This is a genomic window from Mesorhizobium sp. P2_F5 (assembly GCF_056403715.1).
Genome location: NZ_JBFUEY010000011.1, coordinates 61,482 through 78,641 on the forward strand (window position 1 = coordinate 61,482; position 17,160 = coordinate 78,641).

General features: G+C 63.0%; 17 protein-coding genes. 11 read left to right on the plus strand and 6 right to left on the minus strand.

Annotated elements, in window-relative coordinates; translation table 11 throughout:
• Nucleotides 1–4 precede the first annotated feature (4 nt).
• From rnr to rpmG, 6 genes are all read left to right on the plus strand, one after another.
• Nucleotides 5–2,311 carry a ribonuclease R gene (rnr, locus tag AC1DYO_RS17340; protein WP_477265226.1) on the plus strand — a complete coding sequence of 769 codons (2,307 nt, stop codon included), beginning with the start codon at nucleotides 5–7 and terminating at the stop codon, nucleotides 2,309–2,311.
• Nucleotides 2,311–2,763: a DUF983 domain-containing protein gene (locus AC1DYO_RS17345; RefSeq protein WP_477265227.1), complete on the plus strand. Its 453-nt coding sequence runs from the start codon at nucleotides 2,311–2,313 to the stop codon at nucleotides 2,761–2,763. The genes rnr and AC1DYO_RS17345 overlap by 1 nt, the downstream gene beginning before the upstream one ends.
• Nucleotides 2,764–2,849: 86 nt before the next feature.
• Nucleotides 2,850–3,590 (plus strand): NUDIX hydrolase, encoded by a 741-nt coding sequence (locus AC1DYO_RS17350; protein ID WP_477265229.1) that lies wholly within the window; start codon nucleotides 2,850–2,852, stop codon nucleotides 3,588–3,590.
• Between the two features lie 37 nt (nucleotides 3,591–3,627).
• Nucleotides 3,628–4,803: an MFS transporter gene (locus AC1DYO_RS17355; RefSeq protein ID WP_477265231.1), complete on the plus strand. Its 1,176-nt coding sequence runs from the start codon at nucleotides 3,628–3,630 to the stop codon at nucleotides 4,801–4,803.
• A gap of 116 nt (nucleotides 4,804–4,919) precedes the next feature.
• Nucleotides 4,920–5,378, plus strand: coding sequence for a YqfO family protein (locus AC1DYO_RS17360; protein ID WP_477265233.1), 459 nt, complete (start codon nucleotides 4,920–4,922; stop codon nucleotides 5,376–5,378).
• 154 nt (nucleotides 5,379–5,532) lie between these two features.
• Complete coding sequence (gene rpmG / locus AC1DYO_RS17365) at nucleotides 5,533–5,700, plus strand: 50S ribosomal protein L33 (RefSeq protein WP_006201775.1); 168 nt, start codon at nucleotides 5,533–5,535, stop codon at nucleotides 5,698–5,700.
• A gap of 405 nt (nucleotides 5,701–6,105) precedes the next feature.
• Here the strand turns inward: rpmG and AC1DYO_RS17370 are convergent, their stop codons facing one another.
• Together AC1DYO_RS17370 and AC1DYO_RS17375 are read right to left on the minus strand one after the other, a co-directional pair.
• On the minus strand, nucleotides 6,106–7,479 hold the full coding sequence (locus AC1DYO_RS17370) for a PleD family two-component system response regulator (RefSeq protein WP_477265235.1): 1,374 nt from the start codon (nucleotides 7,477–7,479) through the stop codon (nucleotides 6,106–6,108).
• Nucleotides 7,480–7,512: 33 nt separating this feature from the next.
• Nucleotides 7,513–7,884: a response regulator gene (locus AC1DYO_RS17375; protein ID WP_477265388.1), complete on the minus strand. Its 372-nt coding sequence runs from the start codon at nucleotides 7,882–7,884 to the stop codon at nucleotides 7,513–7,515.
• Nucleotides 7,885–8,122: 238 nt separating this feature from the next.
• Here AC1DYO_RS17375 and AC1DYO_RS17380 point away from each other — a divergent pair, with 238 nt between their 5' ends.
• Together AC1DYO_RS17380 and AC1DYO_RS17385 are read left to right on the plus strand one after the other, a co-directional pair.
• Entirely contained in the window at nucleotides 8,123–8,422 is a 300-nt protein-coding gene (locus tag AC1DYO_RS17380) for a DUF3572 domain-containing protein (protein ID WP_477265237.1), read from the plus strand.
• Nucleotides 8,419–9,072 carry a hypothetical protein gene (locus AC1DYO_RS17385; protein WP_477265239.1) on the plus strand — a complete coding sequence of 218 codons (654 nt, stop codon included), beginning with the start codon at nucleotides 8,419–8,421 and terminating at the stop codon, nucleotides 9,070–9,072. Before AC1DYO_RS17380 ends, AC1DYO_RS17385 begins: the two co-directional genes overlap by 4 nt.
• A 25-nt stretch (nucleotides 9,073–9,097) precedes the next feature.
• Here the strand turns inward: AC1DYO_RS17385 and AC1DYO_RS17390 are convergent, their stop codons facing one another.
• Entirely contained in the window at nucleotides 9,098–10,603 is a 1,506-nt protein-coding gene (locus AC1DYO_RS17390) for a hypothetical protein (RefSeq protein ID WP_477265241.1), read from the minus strand.
• 100 nt (nucleotides 10,604–10,703) lie between these two features.
• Complete coding sequence (locus tag AC1DYO_RS17395; protein WP_477265243.1) at nucleotides 10,704–11,279, minus strand: GNAT family N-acetyltransferase; 576 nt, start codon at nucleotides 11,277–11,279, stop codon at nucleotides 10,704–10,706.
• 67 nt (nucleotides 11,280–11,346) lie between these two features.
• Here AC1DYO_RS17395 and AC1DYO_RS17400 point away from each other — a divergent pair, with 67 nt between their 5' ends.
• A complete protein-coding gene (locus AC1DYO_RS17400) occupies nucleotides 11,347–12,675 on the plus strand; it encodes a DNA polymerase IV (RefSeq protein WP_477265245.1) in 1,329 nt (442 codons plus the stop codon).
• A gap of 6 nt (nucleotides 12,676–12,681) precedes the next feature.
• On the opposite strand, the gene AC1DYO_RS17405 is transcribed toward AC1DYO_RS17400, so the two are convergent.
• Nucleotides 12,682–13,185 carry a hypothetical protein gene (locus AC1DYO_RS17405; protein WP_477265247.1) on the minus strand — a complete coding sequence of 168 codons (504 nt, stop codon included), beginning with the start codon at nucleotides 13,183–13,185 and terminating at the stop codon, nucleotides 12,682–12,684.
• 556 nt (nucleotides 13,186–13,741) lie between these two features.
• Here AC1DYO_RS17405 and AC1DYO_RS17410 point away from each other — a divergent pair.
• Both AC1DYO_RS17410 and AC1DYO_RS17415 read left to right on the plus strand, forming a co-directional pair.
• The gene (locus AC1DYO_RS17410; protein ID WP_477265249.1) at nucleotides 13,742–15,298 is read left to right on the plus strand and encodes an AMP-binding protein; all 1,557 of its coding nucleotides are present in this window, start codon (nucleotides 13,742–13,744) and stop codon (nucleotides 15,296–15,298) included.
• Between the two features lie 117 nt (nucleotides 15,299–15,415).
• Nucleotides 15,416–16,297, plus strand: coding sequence for a DMT family transporter (locus AC1DYO_RS17415; RefSeq protein ID WP_477265251.1), 882 nt, complete (start codon nucleotides 15,416–15,418; stop codon nucleotides 16,295–16,297).
• An 11-nt stretch (nucleotides 16,298–16,308) separates the two neighbouring features.
• On the opposite strand, the gene AC1DYO_RS17420 is transcribed toward AC1DYO_RS17415, so the two are convergent.
• Nucleotides 16,309–17,109 (minus strand): potassium channel family protein, encoded by an 801-nt coding sequence (locus AC1DYO_RS17420; RefSeq protein WP_477265253.1) that lies wholly within the window; start codon nucleotides 17,107–17,109, stop codon nucleotides 16,309–16,311.
• Nucleotides 17,110–17,160 lie beyond the last annotated feature (51 nt).

A 17,160-nucleotide genomic window follows, 5' to 3' on the forward strand; every position in this document is an offset into this window, starting at 1 on the left:
CGGCGTGGCGCGCAGGATCACCGGTAGAAGCCACGGCGATCCGCGCACCGCCGACACCAGGGCCAAGGTCAAGGACGACTACCGGCCCTCGCGCGACGAAATCCTGCGCTACATCGCCGAAAACCCCGACCGCGCTGGCAAGCGCGACATCGCCAAGGCGTTTGCCTTGCGCGGCGACGACCGCATTTGGCTGAAGGACATTCTGCGCGACCTGCAGGACGAAGGTATCCTGACCAAGGAGCGCAAGCGGCTCGCTCGCGTCGGCGCCTTGGCGCATGTTGCCGTGCTCGACATTTTCGGCCGCGACGGCGATGGCATCTTGCTGGCACATCCGGCCGAGGCCGTCGGCACCGGCGAACCGCCCGTGGTCTCGATCCGCGTCTCGCGCGGCGGCAACGGCCCGGCGCCCGGCATTGGCGACCGCGTGCTGGCGAAAACCTTCCCGACCGATGAGCCGACCGGCCCCGCCTATACCGGCCGGGTGATGAAGATCTTCGAGAAGCGGACCGATGCCGTGCTCGGCGTCTTTCGTGTGCTGAAGGACGGCACCTTTCGCATCGAGCCGGTTGAGCGGCGCCAGCCCGAACTGATCGTCGACAAGGAATTCCAGAACGGCGCCAAAAACGGCGACCTCGTCGAAGTCGAGCCGGCGCGGGCCTCCCGATACGGGCTGCCGCGTGCGAAAGTGCTGGCGGTGCTGGGTTCGCTGACCAGCGAAAAGGCGGTCTCGATGATCGCCATCCATGCGCATGACATTCCGCATATCTTCCCGGCCGACGTCATCGCCGAATCCGAGGCGGTCAAGCCGGCGACGATGGATCACCGCGAGGACTGGCGCGACCTGCCCTTGGTCACCATCGACCCTGCCGACGCCAAGGATCATGACGATGCGGTGTTTGCCACGCCTGACCTCGACGAGAAAAATCCCGGCGGCGTCATCGCCACGGTAGCGATCGCCGATGTCGCGGCCTATGTCCGTTATGGCACCGCGCTCGACCGCGAAGCGCTGAAGCGTGGCAATTCGGTCTATTTCCCCGACCGCGTCGTGCCGATGCTGCCCGAGCGCATCTCCAACGACCTCTGTTCGCTGCGCGAGGGCCAGGACCGGCCGGCGCTTGCCGTGCGCATGACCTTCTCGGCCGATGGCCGCAAGCTGCGCCACACCTTCCACCGCGTCATGATGAAGTCGGCGGCCAAGCTCGCCTACCCGCAGGCGCAGGCGGCGATAGACGGCGTGACCGACGACAAGACCGGCCCGATCCTCGACACGGTGCTGAAGCCGCTGTGGGACGCCTACGCGATCCTCAAGCGCGGCCGCGACGGCCGCCAGCCTCTCGAGCTTGACCTGCCGGAGCGCAAGATCATGCTCAAGCCGGACGGCACCGTCGACCGCGTCATCGTGCCGGAACGGCTCGACGCCCACAAGCTGATCGAAGAATTCATGATCCAGGCCAATGTCGCCGCCGCGGAAACGCTTGAGGCGAAGAAGCAGGCGCTGGTCTTCCGCGTCCACGACGCGCCGTCGCTGGCCAAGCAGGAATCGCTGCGCGAGTTCCTGCAGACGCTCGGCCTGTCGCTGGCCCGCGGCGCGCAGATGCGGCCCGCCCAGTTCAACGGCATTCTCGATCGCGTGCGTGGCGCCGACAATGAAGGGCTGGTCAACGAAGTGGTGTTGCGCTCGCAGAGCCAGGCCGAATACTCGCCCAAGAACATCGGCCATTTCGGCCTCAATCTCAGGCGCTATGCCCACTTCACCTCGCCGATCCGCCGCTACGCCGATCTGATCGTGCATCGCGGGCTGATTGCCGCACTCGGGCTTGGCCCGGGCGGGCTGACGCAGGACGAGGAGGCGCGGCTGGAAGACGTCGGGGTGCTGATCTCCGGCACCGAGCGCCGTGCCATGGCCGCCGAGCGCGACACGGTCGACCGGCTGATCGCCGCCTATCTTGCCGAGCGCATCGACGACCGTTTCGACGCCCGCATTTCGGGCGTCACCAAATCGGGACTATTTGTCCAATTGCCGCAGTTTGGCGCGGATGGTTTCATCCCGGTGTCAAGTCTGGATGGCGATTACTATATATACGACGAAACCGCGCGATCGCTGTTTGGAGAACGCACCGGCAAAGGATACCAACTTGCCGACCGCGTCGAGGTTCGCCTGATCGAGGTGGCGCCGATGGCCGGCGCGATGCGTTTCGAGATGCTGACCGACCCGAAGCCCCTGCCCGGCTCCAAAAGGTCGTTTCACAAGGCAAAAGGCCGCGCCCGCGCGTCGCAATCGCGCCCGGGGTCGCGCGGCGGGAGACGGTAATGGCGAGCGAATTGGGAATCCAGGAACAGGTTTTCGGCGGCGAACATCATTCGGGCCGGGTCGCCCGCCCGCTGTGGACGGCGATGAAGCGCGGCGCGCTTGGCCGCTGCCCGCATTGCGGCGAAGGCAAACTGTTTGCCGGCTTCACCAAGAGCGTCGACAAATGCAGCGTCTGCGGTGAGGAGCTTTACCACCACCGCGCCGACGATCTGCCCGCCTATCTCGTCATCGTCATTGTAGGCCACATCGTTCTCGGCGCCTTCATGGCTGTCGAGGCGACCTCGACGCTCTCCATGTGGCAGCACATCGCCATCTGGGTGCCGCTGACCATCGTTCTGTCTCTCGTCCTGCTGCAACCGGTCAAGGGCGCCGTCATCGGACTGCAATGGGCGTTCTATATGCACGGCTTCGGCGGCGAAAAGGATGGGGCTGAGCCACGTCCTGGAACCTGACGCGCACCGGGCAATGTTGCCTGGCGCAACATGCCGACCGTGAAAGGCCACTTTCGTTTGCCAGAAGTTTCCGCTAGGTCCTGCGCATGGAAGGTATGACCAAGGCGGACATCGGCAGGGTGGAGCGGGGCACGATCGCCCATAGCGGCCAGTCCATGCGTCCGCGTGACGCCGTCACCCTGATCCTGCTGGAACGCAAGGGCGACAAGGTTTTGGTGCTAATGGGCCGGCGCCATGCCGGCCATGCCTTCATGCCCGGAAAGTTCGTCTTTCCCGGCGGCCGCACCGATCCGGCCGATAGCCGCATTGCCGTTGCCACCCCACTGCTCCCGGAGGAAGAGGCCAAGCTGACCGCCGGCGTAGGCCACATCAGCCCGTCGCGGGCCCGCGCCATCGCGCTCTCGGCCATCCGCGAGACCTACGAGGAAGCCGGCCTGCTCATCGGCCGCAAAGGCGCCTTCGCAACGGACAAACGCGACTGGCAGGGCTTTGTCGAACACGGCGTGCAGCCTTCGCTGGCGCCGCTTCGCTTCATCGCCCGCGCCATTACGCCGCCTAATCGCGTGCGCCGGTTCGACACCCGCTTCTTCAGCGCCTGGCGCGGCGATGTCGCCGTCGAGCTGCCGGGTGGCGGCCCGACCAATGAGTTGGAAGAACTGGTCTGGCTGCCGCTTGCCAAGGCCAGGGAGGCCGATATCCCCGACATCACCCGAACGATCTTGCGGGAGCTGGAGAAGCGGCTTGCCGACGATCCGCGGCTGCGACCCGGTGTGGCCGTGCCGTTCTACCGGCTGGTCCGCAACCGTTTCGTTCGCGAAATTCTTTAGCCCCCGAATTTTCCAACATCGAGTATTCAGGAATCACATGACGGTCGATACCCAGCAAGAGGGCGACGAGCGCGTACATTGGCTACCGATGATCGCCGCGATCTCGTCGATCAGCGTCGTCGGCATCGCCATCGGCCTCGGCATGCCACTGCTCAGTGTTATTCTCGAGAGCCGCGGCCACTCGGCATCGATGATCGGCCTCAACACGGCGGTCGCCGGCCTCGCCTCGATCGCCGGCGCCCCGCTGGCCACGCCGCTGGCGATGCGGTTCGGCGTCGCCTGGACCATGGTTGCCATGATCGCGGCCGGCGCGCTCGCCTTTGTCGGATTCCACTTCGCGCCGGACTTCTGGATGTGGTTTCCGCTGCGCATCGTGCTGCACATCGCGCTCACCGTGCTGTTCATCCTGTCGGAATTCTGGATCAGCACCTCGGCGCCGCCGCGTCGGCGTGGCCTGGTGCTCGGCATCTACGCCACCGTGCTCTCGCTCGGCTTTGCCGCCGGGCCGTGGATCTTCGCCCATATCGGCAGCACCGGCTTCAGGCCGTTCGGCGTCATCATCGTGCTGGTGGCGCTGGCCGCAATCCCGGTGCTGGCCGCGCGCAACGAAAGCCCCACCATCGTGGTCGACGGCGAAACCAGCAACTTCCTGCGCTACATCTGGCTGGTGCCGACGGCGACCGCCGCCGTGCTAGTGTTCGGCGCCGTCGAGACCGGCGGTTTTGCCCTGTTCCCGGTCTATGGCAACCGCATCGGCTACTCCGAGGCGGATGCTGCCCTTCTGCTCACCATGATCGGCCTCGGCAACGTGCTGTTGCAGATCCCGATCGGCATGATCAGCGATCGCGTCAGCGACCGCCGCTATTTGCTTTTGGCCTGCGCCACGGTCGGGCTCGCCGGCACCATCTTCATGCCGTTCTTCGCCGGGAATTGGCACCTGATGGCGGCGCTGCTGTTCGTCTGGGGCGGTGTGGTGGCCGCCATGTACACGATCGGTCTTGCCCATCTGGGCTCCCAGCTGTCCGGCCATGAGCTGGCCTCGGCCAACGCCGCCTTCGTGCTTTGCTACGGCGTCGGCATGGTGCTTGGCCCGCAGGCGATCGGCATCGGCATGGATGCGTTCGGCCCGTCCGGATTCGGCTGGTCGCTCGGCCTGTTCTTCGCCGCCTATATCGCCCTGGTCAGCGCCAGGCTGGTCCGCAAAATCTGGTAGCCTTAACCGCCCGCCAGCCTGCGCAATCCTTCGAAGCGACGCCGCTGCTGACAGAACCGTGTCAGGAGGCCTCAGCTAAAAGGGTGTCCCAAAACACCCGAGTTGAGGATACGACGATGATCGACAGCGGCTTTGAAACCACATCGTTACGCATGACGCTTCTGCTGCTTGTCAGCTTCCAGGCCCCGGCAGCCGATGTCGACCGCATCATGGACGCCGTGGTCGCGATCGCCCCGCTCGCCATGGGCAAATACGATCGCAACGCCTATCAAACGGCGCACGGCATCGAACGCTACAGGCCACTTGAAGGTGCTGCCGCCGGCGCCGAAACCGAATTGCGCCGCCGCCCCGGTACGGTCGAGGTCTCGTTCGAACTGCCCGATGACCAGCTGCTCGCCGCCCGCGTCGTCGAGGCGATTTTCCAGGCGCATTCCTACCAGGAGCCGGTGATCCGCATCCAGCCTATCCTCGCCAGCCGCTCCAAGGGTCTGGACGACCGCGCCAACCCGAATCGCTGGTGGAACACCACCGGCGACTGGAAGAAAGCGGCAACGCCGGTCGCGCAAACCGCGTGATTTCAAGCCAAAGGACGGCTCGCGTGGGTCACAGCGCGCGTGCCGGGCTTGACTTTCCGGGCACGTTCTTTATGTGTCGCGCCAAGTTTCCCGCGTCCGGGTGTTTTCCCGCGCTCCAGCGGCCAAAACCCCACGAACATAACGGACTGATACAATGGCCAAAGCCGCAAACATCAAGATCAAGCTTCTGTCGACCGCCGACACCGGTTTCTTCTACGTGACCAGCAAGAACAGCCGTACCAAGACGGACAAGCTGTCCTTCCGCAAGTACGACCCGGTCGCCAAGAAGCACGTCGAGTTCAAGGAAACCAAGATTAAGTAATCTGGTTTTCATACGCTATGCAAAAACGCCGCCCTTTCGGGCGGCGTTTTTGTTTCAAGCTGCGAAATACGTGAACCCTCCGCAGCTTGGCGCGGACTGTTCATGTCATTTTTGGCAAAAAGGGGGCCGGTCGGCGTATGGCAGCGGTACGAGGAGGCCACTATGTGCCAGCGCCGACCGGCCGACCCCACGGACCCAGGAGATGCGGCGGACCTGAGCATCATGGGGTATCGGTCGGAGCGATGCGGCTGTCTACCCTCGTGCCCACATCGCCTTTGTTCTTGCGATGCACATTTGCGCAACAACGCTGGAAAATCAATAGTTTCTTAACCAAGGCTCGGGAATCGCTTGGATTAAGGTAAATTCCTAACCCTGTCGGGTTGACTGGATAATCCGGCGTCGAGCCTACGCTGCCTTGGCGACGACGCGGTTGCGGCCGCCACTTTTGGCCTCGTAAAGCGCCACGTCGGCGCGCTTCATCAGCGCCGCAACCGTGTCCGCGCCATTCAGCACCGACGACACGCCGACGCTGACTGTGACTTCGATCGTCTTGCCTTCTTGACCGATGGCAAACGGCATCTGGGCGATTTCGGCGCGAATGCGCTCCGCAACCTTTTCCGCCACCGTTGCGTCCGTGTCCGGCATCACAACGACGAATTCCTCGCCACCGAAACGGCAGGCAAGGTCGATACCCCTGACATTCTTGCGCAGCCGCCGGGCGAATTCGCGCAGCACGTCATCGCCGCCATCATGGCCATGCGCGTCATTGACGGTCTTGAAGCGGTCGAGATCGGTGATCATCACCGACAGAGGCCGCCGTCGCGCCACGGCGCGGTCAAACAGCGTCTGCAGGTGGCTGTCGAGGTAGCGGCGGTTGTGCAAGCCAGTCAGGCCGTCGGTCACCGCCATCTCGATGGTCTGGGTGACGCTGGCGCGCAGCTGGTCGTTGTAACGCTTGCGGCGCACCTGCGTGCGCAGCCTCGCCATCAGCTCGTGCTGGTCGATCGGCCGCATCAGATAGTCATTGATGCCGAGTTCGAGGCCGCGGATGATGCGGCCCTCCTCGCCTTCTTCGGCAAGCAGGATGATCGGCAGGAAGCGGGTGCGATCGAGCGAACGCAATTGCGAGCATAGCCGGAGCGGATCGAAATCGGCAAAACCGGTCGAGATCAGCACGCACTCATACGGCGCCTCGGCGGCCTGGAAGAAGCCGGCATGCGGATCGGTGGCAATGTCGAGTTCGGCGCTGCCGCGCAGCATTTTCTGGATGCGCTCGAAGGAGGATTTGCGCTCGTCGATCAACAACACCTTCGGCGTCGCGTCCTCGGAGGTGAAGCTGCGGCTCAACAGCGCTTCGATGCCGATGTTGCGGGTGGTCGAGGCGCGCAGGCGCAACTCATCGGTCAGCGACTTCAGCCTGACCAGGCTCTTCACCCGCGTCATCAGCTGTAGATCGTTGACCGGCTTGGTCAGGAAATCGTCGGCGCCGGCCTCGAGGCCGCGCACCCGGTCCGAAACCTGGTCGAGCGCGGTGATCATGACCACCGGGATGTGCGACGTCGCCGGATCGCTCTTCAGCCGCTTGCAGACCTCGAACCCGTCCATGTCGGGCATCATCACGTCGAGCAGCACGACATCGACCTTGCCGTTTTCGCAGGTCTCGATCGCATCCGGCCCGTTGGACGCCGTCAGCACCTCGAAATACTCGGCCAGCAGCCGAACCTCCAGCAGCCGGACATTGGCAGGGATGTCGTCGACGACGAGGATCCGCGCAGTCATTTCACAAGGCTCCGGCTCGAATGGGTGCTGGCATCAGGCATCACCCAGATAGGATTTGATGATCTCGATGAAACGCGGCACCGAGATCGGCTTGGAGATGTAGGCTTCGCAGCCGCCCTGGCGAATACGTTCCTCGTCGCCCTTCATGGCGAAGGCGGTGACGGCAATCACCGGAATGGAATGGAGGTCGTCATCCTCCTTCAGCCATTTCGTCACTTCCAGGCCTGATACTTCCGGCAACTGGATATCCATCAGGATCAGGTCCGGCCGGTGCTGGCGCGCCAGATCGAGCGCCTCGAGGCCGTTGCGCGTGCGCACAGTCTCGTAACCGCTGGCTTCGATGAGGTCCCGAAAGAGCTTCATATTAAGCTCATTGTCCTCGACGATCATCACCTTCTTAGGCATCGATTTCCCGTCCCGGCCGAGCTTCTGCCTGAAGCCTGCCGTCATGCGCCCTTGTCCGAGCACACCAAACCCTCCTTCACTCTACGACAATATGATTGACGAAACGGAAACCCGCAGCTGTAAAAGCCATTCGGATTCCACCTCGAAAACCACATTGGATTGGGGCGGTGGCTTGCCGCAAGCGACGCTTGCCATTACTGCGGAAAAGAGACTCATTTCCGCAAACCAGAAGGTAATGATGGCAAACGCAGCGTCAATGCGTGAGGAGGCGGAAACCATTGCCGTGAGGGCACTGGGCTTCGTCGCCGCGGATCCCGAACTCCTGCCGCGCTTCCTGGCCATAACCGGCATCGAGGCGTCCGCCATCCGGCGCGCCGCGGCCGAACCGGGATTCCTTGCCGGCGTGCTGCAGTTCGTCCTCGCCCACGAGCCTACCTTGCTGCGCTTTGCCGAGGAAACCGGCACACCGCCAGCCTCAGTCGGCAAGGCGTTGCGCGCGCTGCCGCTTGGCGGCGATGACCATGAGCATTCGATATGAGCGACGATCCCGAGACGGCACGCCAGATCGCCGAACTTGCAGCCGACGACCGGCCACTGCTGATCCTCGACGTCGATGATGTCGTGCTCGAATTCATCCGGCCATTTCCGCATTTCCTGAAATCGCGCGGCTTTGGGCTCACACTGGCCTCCTTCCGCCTCACCGGCAACATCGCCGAAACGGCGAGCGGCCGGCTGATCGAACAGCCGGAGGTGACGGCACTGCTTGGCGATTTCTTCGACGCGCAGGCCGACTGGCAGAGCGTCACCGACGGCGCCGAACAAGCGCTTGCCAGTCTCGACGACCGCGCCGAGATCGTGCTTTTGACCGCCATGCCGCACCGCCATCGCGCGGCGCGCCGCGCCCATCTCGATGCGCTCGGGCTGCCCTACCCGCTGTTGACCACCGAGATGGCCAAAGGCCCGGCGGTGGCCAAGTTGCGCGGTAGCAAAGGCCGGCCGGTGGCCTTTGTCGACGACCAGCCCACCAATCTCATCTCGGCACGAAATTCTGTCGCCGACGCCCATCTCTTCCATCTGATGGCCGACAACTCGCTGCGCGCCTTCATGCCGCCGGTGCCCGACGACATCATCTCCGTCGAGGACTGGCGCGACGCCGTGCCGAAGATCGCCAGCGCGCTCGGGCTCTAGGCCCTAGCGCCTCAAAGCCTGATGATCAGGGCTGCAGCTTCGCCCCTGCCCCACCGCTATTACCCTCGCCGGGGCTAGCATCCTGATCGTCTTCCACGACCGGATCGGGCCCTTTCAGCATGGCGCCGTTGACCGTCACCGACCCATCGTGCTTCGCGTTGATCACCCATTCAATCCGGCCGTCCGGCAGCGTCTTGGCAAATCCCTTGATGGCCAGCGCTCCGGTAAAAGCCTGCGAGGCCTGCGGGTCGGTCTTCGCCGCCTCCTGCAGGCTTGCCACGATCTTGTCGTAGCCGGTTACGTCGATCGTCACGTTGGCGTCGGGCTTCTTGCCAGGGAAGGTCATTTCGCCTTCCATGGCGACCTCGATGTCGCCGTTCTTAACCGTGCTGTGTCCAAGTACGAACTTTGGTGTCTTGGCCAAGAAATCGGCGGAAATCTCATCGCCGAAATCTGCCGGAAGCGGTGGATCCTTACTGAAATCGAGGGTTTCTATGGTTTTCCTCGCCATACTGTCGAGATCGATGCTGGCGCCGCCGAAATTCAGGTCGAGATCCGTCGGCAGCAACGCAACGGTCCAACTGGGCAGCATCTGCTGCGGTATTGTCAGGCCGGAAACCTTGAATGCGTAGCTGATCTTGCCGTCCTTGGTGATGCCGTCCATGCCGACAACGGTGTTCAGCTGCGCCGCGCCGAAATTGCCGGCATATGTTTCAATGGCAAGGTTTTTGAATGCGTAGGTCCCATCGATCCGTTCCCATAGCGGCAGCGCACCGAGCAGAAGCGTTTTGAACTCTGCTTGATCGGCCTTCAGCCGGGCCTCGTCCTCATGGGCGACGGCGAACGCCAAAAGATCCAGAAGCGGCTTGGTCTGAATGGCCTTAGCGGTCACGTTCACAGCGAGCTCCGGTGCCCGGAGCGCTGCGATTGACCGGTCATCGATTTTGACCGTTTCGACGAAGTCCGCCATCGCCTGTGTGAAATTAAGATCGACGCCGCCGTTGGCCGACTTGCTGGCGTCAAACTTGGAAGAGCCCGGCCCCACGCTCAAATCCGTCAATTGACTGGCTTGGCGCGACGTCATCGTCATGCCCGCAATCGAACTGGTGCCGCTGGTAAATGCCGCCAGTTCCGGGTCATAGACGCCCGTGAACTTGCCATCGTTGACAACGATTTGCCCGCTGTTCAGGCCATTTGGGCCATTTACCTCGATGGACCCAGTTGTAGAGAAATCCGAGGCGACATCCCAGCCTCCGTCGCTGCGCGGTTTGACCCGCAGCGTGACGGGCGGGAAATCGAACCGCTTCAGATCCTGCTTCGGCATCTTCGCCACAAGCGCCTTCACATCGAAAGTGATCTTGTAGGCACCCTCCTCGGCTGAGATCTTCAAAATGCCTTCATTGAGCGCCTGTTTGCCGACATAGCGGGAGAGCTCATCGGAAAGTTGCTTGGCACCTTGGGCATCGACAGCCTGGCCAAAAGCAGGAGCGCTGAGGGCGAGAAGGAAAGCAAGCGGCAAGACACGGTTCACAAAATTCTCCATTTGACCAAAAAGGAACGCTTCGTTCGTCTGCTATGAAACCAACCTACAACTTCAAGATGACATCAACAAACGCCGACGGGTAATTAGACTACAGCACCAGCCGCATCAGCGGCCGGCCCGCCTTGCGTTCGACAAGCCGCTCGAAGCCGGCCTTTTCAAACACACGCGACGAGCCGACGAACAGACCGATCGAACGCGAGTCGCGCGACACATCGATCGGGCAGGCCTCGACCAGCCGCGCTTTGTTCTGGCGGGCAAAGGCGATGCCGCCTTCGACCAGACGATGGCTTATGCCCCTGCCGCGCGCACTGGCCCGGATGAAAAAGCAGGAGATCGCCCACACGCCGGGATCGCTGGCATCGGACGGATCGACCGGCGCCGAGCCCCGGCCCCGATTGTTCCATTCGGGCACGTCGGCGCGCGGGCCGATCTGCATCCAGCCGACCGCCGCGCCGTCCTCGAAAGCCAAAAGGCCCGGCGGCGGCCCGGCCTCGATACGCGCCTTGATAAGATCCTTGTTGCGCTGCTTGTCGCTGCCGCGCCGCGCCGCCGGCGCCAGCCGGAAATATGTGCACCAGCAGCCGTAACAGGCGCCTTGCTTGCCGAAGAGATCCTCGAAATCCGCCCACAATTCGGGCGCCAGCGGCGCTATGGTCGTGCTCATGCGTTCTCTCCCGGCTAACCGCTTGTGGCGGCTTCCGTCCTGACGTACCATTGCATCTGTTCTCTTTATGTTCGCAGCGATGGCGGCCCCTGTCAACAATCCCGAGCACGGTTTTTGCCGCGACTGCCTGACCCTTCAGCGCAGCGATGTCAGACGCTGCGAGCGCTGCGGCAGCCCCCGGCTCGCCCGTCATCCCGAGCTTTATCGCCTGCATCTTGCCCATATCGACTGCGACGCCTTCTATGCGGCGATTGAAAAACGCGACAATCCGGCGCTGAAGGACAAGCCGCTGATTATCGGCGGCGGCAAGCGCGGCGTCGTCTCCACCGCCTGCTACATCGCCCGCATCAAGGGGGTGCGCTCGGCGATGCCGATGTTCAAGGCGCTCGAAGCCTGTCCGGAAGCGGTCGTCATCCCGCCCAACATGGAAAAATATGTCCGCGTCGGCCGCGAAGTGCGCGCGCTGATGCAGGCGCTGACACCGCTGGTCGAGCCGCTCTCCATCGACGAGGCTTTTCTCGACCTTGCCGGCACCGAGCGCCTGCACGGCATGCCGCCGGCTGTGGTGCTGGCGCGCTTTGCGCTGACCGTCGAAAAGGAGATCGGTATCACCGTTTCTGCCGGCCTCTCCTACTGCAAGTTCCTCGCCAAGGTTGCCTCCGACTTCCGCAAGCCGCGCGGCTTTTCGGTGATCGGCGAGGCCGAGGCGCTGGGTTTCCTGGCCGAACAGCCGGTGACAATGATCTGGGGCGTTGGCAAGGCCTTTGCTGCCACGCTGGAGCGCGACGGCATCCGCACCATCGCCCAGTTGCAGCGCATGGAGCGCGCCGATCTGATGCGCCGCTATGGCGTGATGGGCACCCGGCTCTACCACCTGTCGCGCGGCCAGGACAACCGCCGTGTCGATCCTGACCAGGATGCAAAAAGCGTCTCGGCCGAAACTACTTTCGACACCGATATAGCTGAAATGGACGAACTGGTTCCCGTGCTGCGGGGGTTGTCGGAAAAGGTCTCGGCGCGGCTGAAGAAGTCAGGCATTGCCGGACGCACGGTGGTGCTGAAGCTGAAGTCACAGGACTTCAAGCTTCGCACCCGCAACCGCCAGCTCGGCGACCCGACAAGGCTGGCCGATCGCATCTTCCAGACCGGCCTCGACCTGCTGCGCAGGGAAGCGGATGGCACGAAATACCGATTGCTCGGCATCGGCGTCAGCGATCTTTCGGATGACGAGAAGGCCGACCCGCCCGATCTCGTCGACGTCGGCTCGCGCAAGCGCGCCATGGCCGAAAGCGCCATCGACACACTGCGCGACAAGTTCGGCAAGAAGGCGGTGGAAACCGGCTATACCTTCGGCAAGGGCCGCAACGCCAACCCGCCCGAGCCGATCGAGGAGTAACACGGCTTAGATGCGCTGCAGATCGATGCGGCTCGTCACCACGCTCTTGCCGGTTTTCGGATCGACGTCGGTAACGGTTAACCGCATTCCGTCGCCGCTGGTTTTCTCGACCGTCAACCGCGCCTTGCGATCGCCATTGACCTCGGTCGCCCAGCTGATGCCGAGATTGATCGCGTTACCCGAGCGGCTGCCGGCGAGCTTCGCCGGTCCCGTGCGCGATCCGACATAGACTCCGGTGTATTTCGCCCCGCTGGCCTTCAGATCCGCGCTGATCGCGCGCGTCACCACGACAAGACCACGGCAGTTGCCGTCGAGCGACAATGAGGTCGAGGTCGCGTCGGAATTGAAGGTGCAGGACACATTCACCGTCGGTGCGTCGGTGGTGACCTTGACAATTCCTCTTCCCGCAAAATTTCCCTGGAACGAGCGCAGGAAATCAGCCTCGTCGGCACGAGCGTTCGCCGCAGCCATCAAGCAACCCGCAAGGACAAAGCATGCAAGTGATTTCATCATACTCTCCCCCGAGACGTATTGGAGATGCCACGCGTCCAGCGAAGCCGGCACCACGCAGACTTAGAACGCCTGCCCGCAAAACGGGTTCCGCTTTCAATATGACTGTTTTTTACGCCGCCCGGCCCAGTGCTGGCCGTTCGAATGCGTCGACTGGCGGTTGCGAGGGAAGCAAACCTAAGTGCGGTTGAGATCGATGTGGCTTGTCACAACCATCTTGCCAGTCTTGGGGTCGACATCGGTCACGGTCAGGCGCATGGCGTCGGCGCCGATCTTTTCGACGGTCATCTGGGCGTCGCGATCGCCATTGACGATCTTTGCCCAGCGGATATCGAGGTTGATCGCATCACCCGTGCGGCTGCCGCTGAGCGCCGCCGGCGCGCTTTGGAGCCGACATAGGTGCCGCTGTAGGTCGCTCCGCTGGTCGTCAGGTCGGCGCGGATTTCGCGCGTCCGGGATCGGCGCCAGTAGCAGCTACCGAAGCGATTGTGGCAGTGCCTTGACCTCGGCCTTCCATCGTTGTCTGCTGGCCTGATGATCGATCCGGGGGTGGTCCATGTCTATCGCTGGCATTCTCGATCGGGCAGCCCGGATTGCACCGAACGCTGTTGCGATTGCGCACGGACCTCGCGCGCTTCACACATATGCGGCGCTGAAAGCCCGCTCGGAGGCTATTGCCGGATTCCTCAAGAACCGGTTGAATCTGGCCGCAGGCGAACGCGTCGCACTCCTGATGAAGAATGCGCCCGAGTACGTCGAGGTGTTGTTCGGCATCTGGAAAGCAGGCTTGGTCGCCGTGCCGATGAACGCGAAGCTGCATCCCCGGGAAATAGCCTACATGCTGGAGCATTCGGGCACGACGGCGGCATTCGTGACGGTCGACCTTGCCGGCGCGCTTAACGAGGCGGGGCGCTCTGTCCCGAGGCTAAAGAGCATCATCGACGTGGCGAGCAGCGAGTACAGCGATGCGCTGAAATGCGAAGCGGTCGAAGGCCGATGGGCGGCCCTTCCTGAAGACCTGTGCTGGCTCTTTTACACGTCAGGTACCACCGGCCGCCCGAAGGGGGCTATGATCACCCATCGCAACATACTGGCAATGTCCGCCAGCTACTTCATTGACATCGACACGATTGCGCCGGGCGATTCGATCCTGCACGCAGCACCCATGTCGCACGGCTCGGGGCTCTACATCTTTCCTCATGTGTTGGGCTTGGCTACTCAAATCATCCCCGAATCAGGCGGCTTTGATCCGCTGGAGATTCTTGAACTGGCTAAGGTGCATCAGAGACTCAGTCTTTTCGCGGCGCCGACCATGGTGCACCGGCTCGTCAATCATCCGGCAATTGGCGACTTGGATCTGTCGGGGCTGAAAACGATCATCTACGGCGGCGCGCCCATGCTGGTGGAAGACGTCAAGCGCGCCCTGGATGTGCTGGGTCCGCGCCTTGCGCAGTTGTACGGCCAGGGGGAGGCCCCAATGTGCATCACGGGGCTCGCTAAACGTTTCTACGCCGACCGCTGGAACCCCAGGTGGGAGGCGCTGATCGGATCGGCAGGCTTCCCGCAAGCTGTCGTCGACTGCGCGGTGATGGATGCAGACGACCGGCCGCTGCAAGCCGGCGAGATGGGCGAGATCTGCGCGCGTGGCGAGTCGGTGTTCGCCGGCTATTGGCAGAACGAGGAAGCTAGCGCGGCCGCGCTACGCAACGGCTGGCTGCATACGGGCGACGTTGGGGTCATGGACAAGGACGGGTTCCTGACTCTGCTCGACCGATCGAAGGACCTGATCATCTCCGGCGGCAGCAACATTTATCCTCGGGAAGTCGAGGAGGTGCTGCTGAAGCACGAGGCGGTCTCTGAAGTTTCGGTTGTCGGCCGCCCTCACGCCGAGTGGGGAGAGGAGGTTGTCGCCTTTGTCGTTGCAAGGCCCGGCAGCAACCCGACAGCAGCCGAACTTGACGCCTTGTGCCAAAACCATGTCGCACGCTTCAAGCGGCCGAAGGCTTACCGGTTCCTCGCCGAGCTGCCGAAATCAAGCTATGGGAAGACCTTGAAGCGCGAACTGCGCGACATGCTGGCGGAGGAAACTTCGCGCGACACTGCGGTGAATTAATTCCAGGCCGCAGGGTGACGCTCTCGACCGTGAGGAGGATCAGCCGGATGACGGTGGCCCAGTCGAATGCGGCGACTAGCGGTTGCGATAAAGGTCGCGGCTTGCGACATAGCGCCTATGGTCCCTGCTCCCTCGATCCCCAAAGCCGCGTTCTGGATGGCGCTGTCGATCGCCTCGTTCCTGGCGATGTCGGTCGCCGGCCGCGCCACGACCGCGGAGCTCAACGTCTTCCAGGTGCTGGAACTGCGCTCGGTGATCGGCTTTTTCATCCTTTTGCCACTGGTGATGATGAGCGGCGGTTTCGCCGCGATGCGCACGCAGCGGCCGCTGGCCCATATCGCCCGCAACGTCATCCACTATACCGGCCAGGCGGCCTGGCTCTATGCGCTGACACTGATCCCGCTGGCAGTGCTGATCTCGATCGAATTCACCACGCCGATCTGGACCGCGATCCTGGCCGTCAGCTTCCTTGGCGAAAAACTGTCGCGGCCAAGGCTGGCGGCGATCGTGCTCGGCCTGATCGGTGTGGTGGTCATTGTGCGCCCCGGCGTCGGCTCCATGGATCCGGGCCACCTCGTCGTTCTCGGAGCCGCGGTCTGCTTTGGCATTTCGCTGGTGCTGGTCAAGTCACTGACGCGCACCGACAGCGTCGTGCGCATCATCTTCTGGATGCTGGTCATCCAGTCGGCGGTCGGCCTCGTGCCGGCGCTCTATGAGTGGCGCAATCCTTCGCTGGCGCTCTGGCCGTGGATTTTCGTCATCGCCTTCACCGGAATGTCGTCGCATTTCTGCCTGGCGCGCGCACTGGTCTATGCCGACGCCACGATCATCTCGCCAATGGATTTCCTGCGCGTACCGCTGTCGGCGCTGGTCGGCTGGCTGCTCTACAGTGAGCAGATCGACATCTTCACCGCCGGCGGCGCCGCGCTGATCCTGATGGGCAATCTGCTGAACCTGCAGCGCAAGGCCGTAAAACCGGCCGAGGTCGCAGCTTCGTAACGATCCACCCGTCAATTCCCCTCATCAGGTATGTTGAGCAAGTGGCCGCAGGCCTTGCAGTGGACAGCGTCCGGCTCGTGCCGCTGCAGGCCGCATTGCGGACAGGGAAAGAACACTTTGGCCGGCCGAAAAATCGCCGTCGCCAGCCGGACGAACAGCGAGATGCCGATGATCATGGTGACGATTGCGGTCAGCTTGCCGGCGATACCCGGCAGCACGATGTCGCCGAAACCGGTCGTGGTCACTGTGGCGACGGTGAAATAAAGCGCATCGATGTAGTTCTCGAGCCCGGCGCCGGTGCGGAAGAAGAAAGTGTAGACGAAGCCTGTGATGATAAACAGGAACGTCAAAAGATTGATGACTGCGTGGCTCGCCTCGCGCCAGGGCCTCAGTCCGCGCATCTCGAAATGCCGCCACAGCGAGCCGCTGCGCGACAGCGACCACAGCCGCAGGATGCGCAGGAAAGCCAGATTCGCCAGCGCCGTCGGCATCAGCAGCGTCAAAAGGATGAAGACGTCGACCCACGATGTCGGTTGTTTCATCAGCCGAAGCATGTCGTTGGAGGCGAGCAATCGGGCAACCAGGTCGGCGGCAACCAGGGCCGCCACTGAATAGTCGAGCCAGAGGAAGGACGGCTTGTCCTGCAGGACTGGGGTGGCGATGAAGAAGGCGATGATGGCGAGATCGATGATGACCGCCGCCAGTTGGAACCGGAAAGCGGCCGGCGTGCGGCCGTGATAGAGCTTGCGCAGCTTGTCGCGCAGGCGCGCCATGACAGAGCTTTGCTGTAGGCTGTCCTTGTCCGCTTTCATGGCAAAGTGCGTAGCGTCCGCTGCCAGGCCCGTCTAGTGGCGACCGGAAAT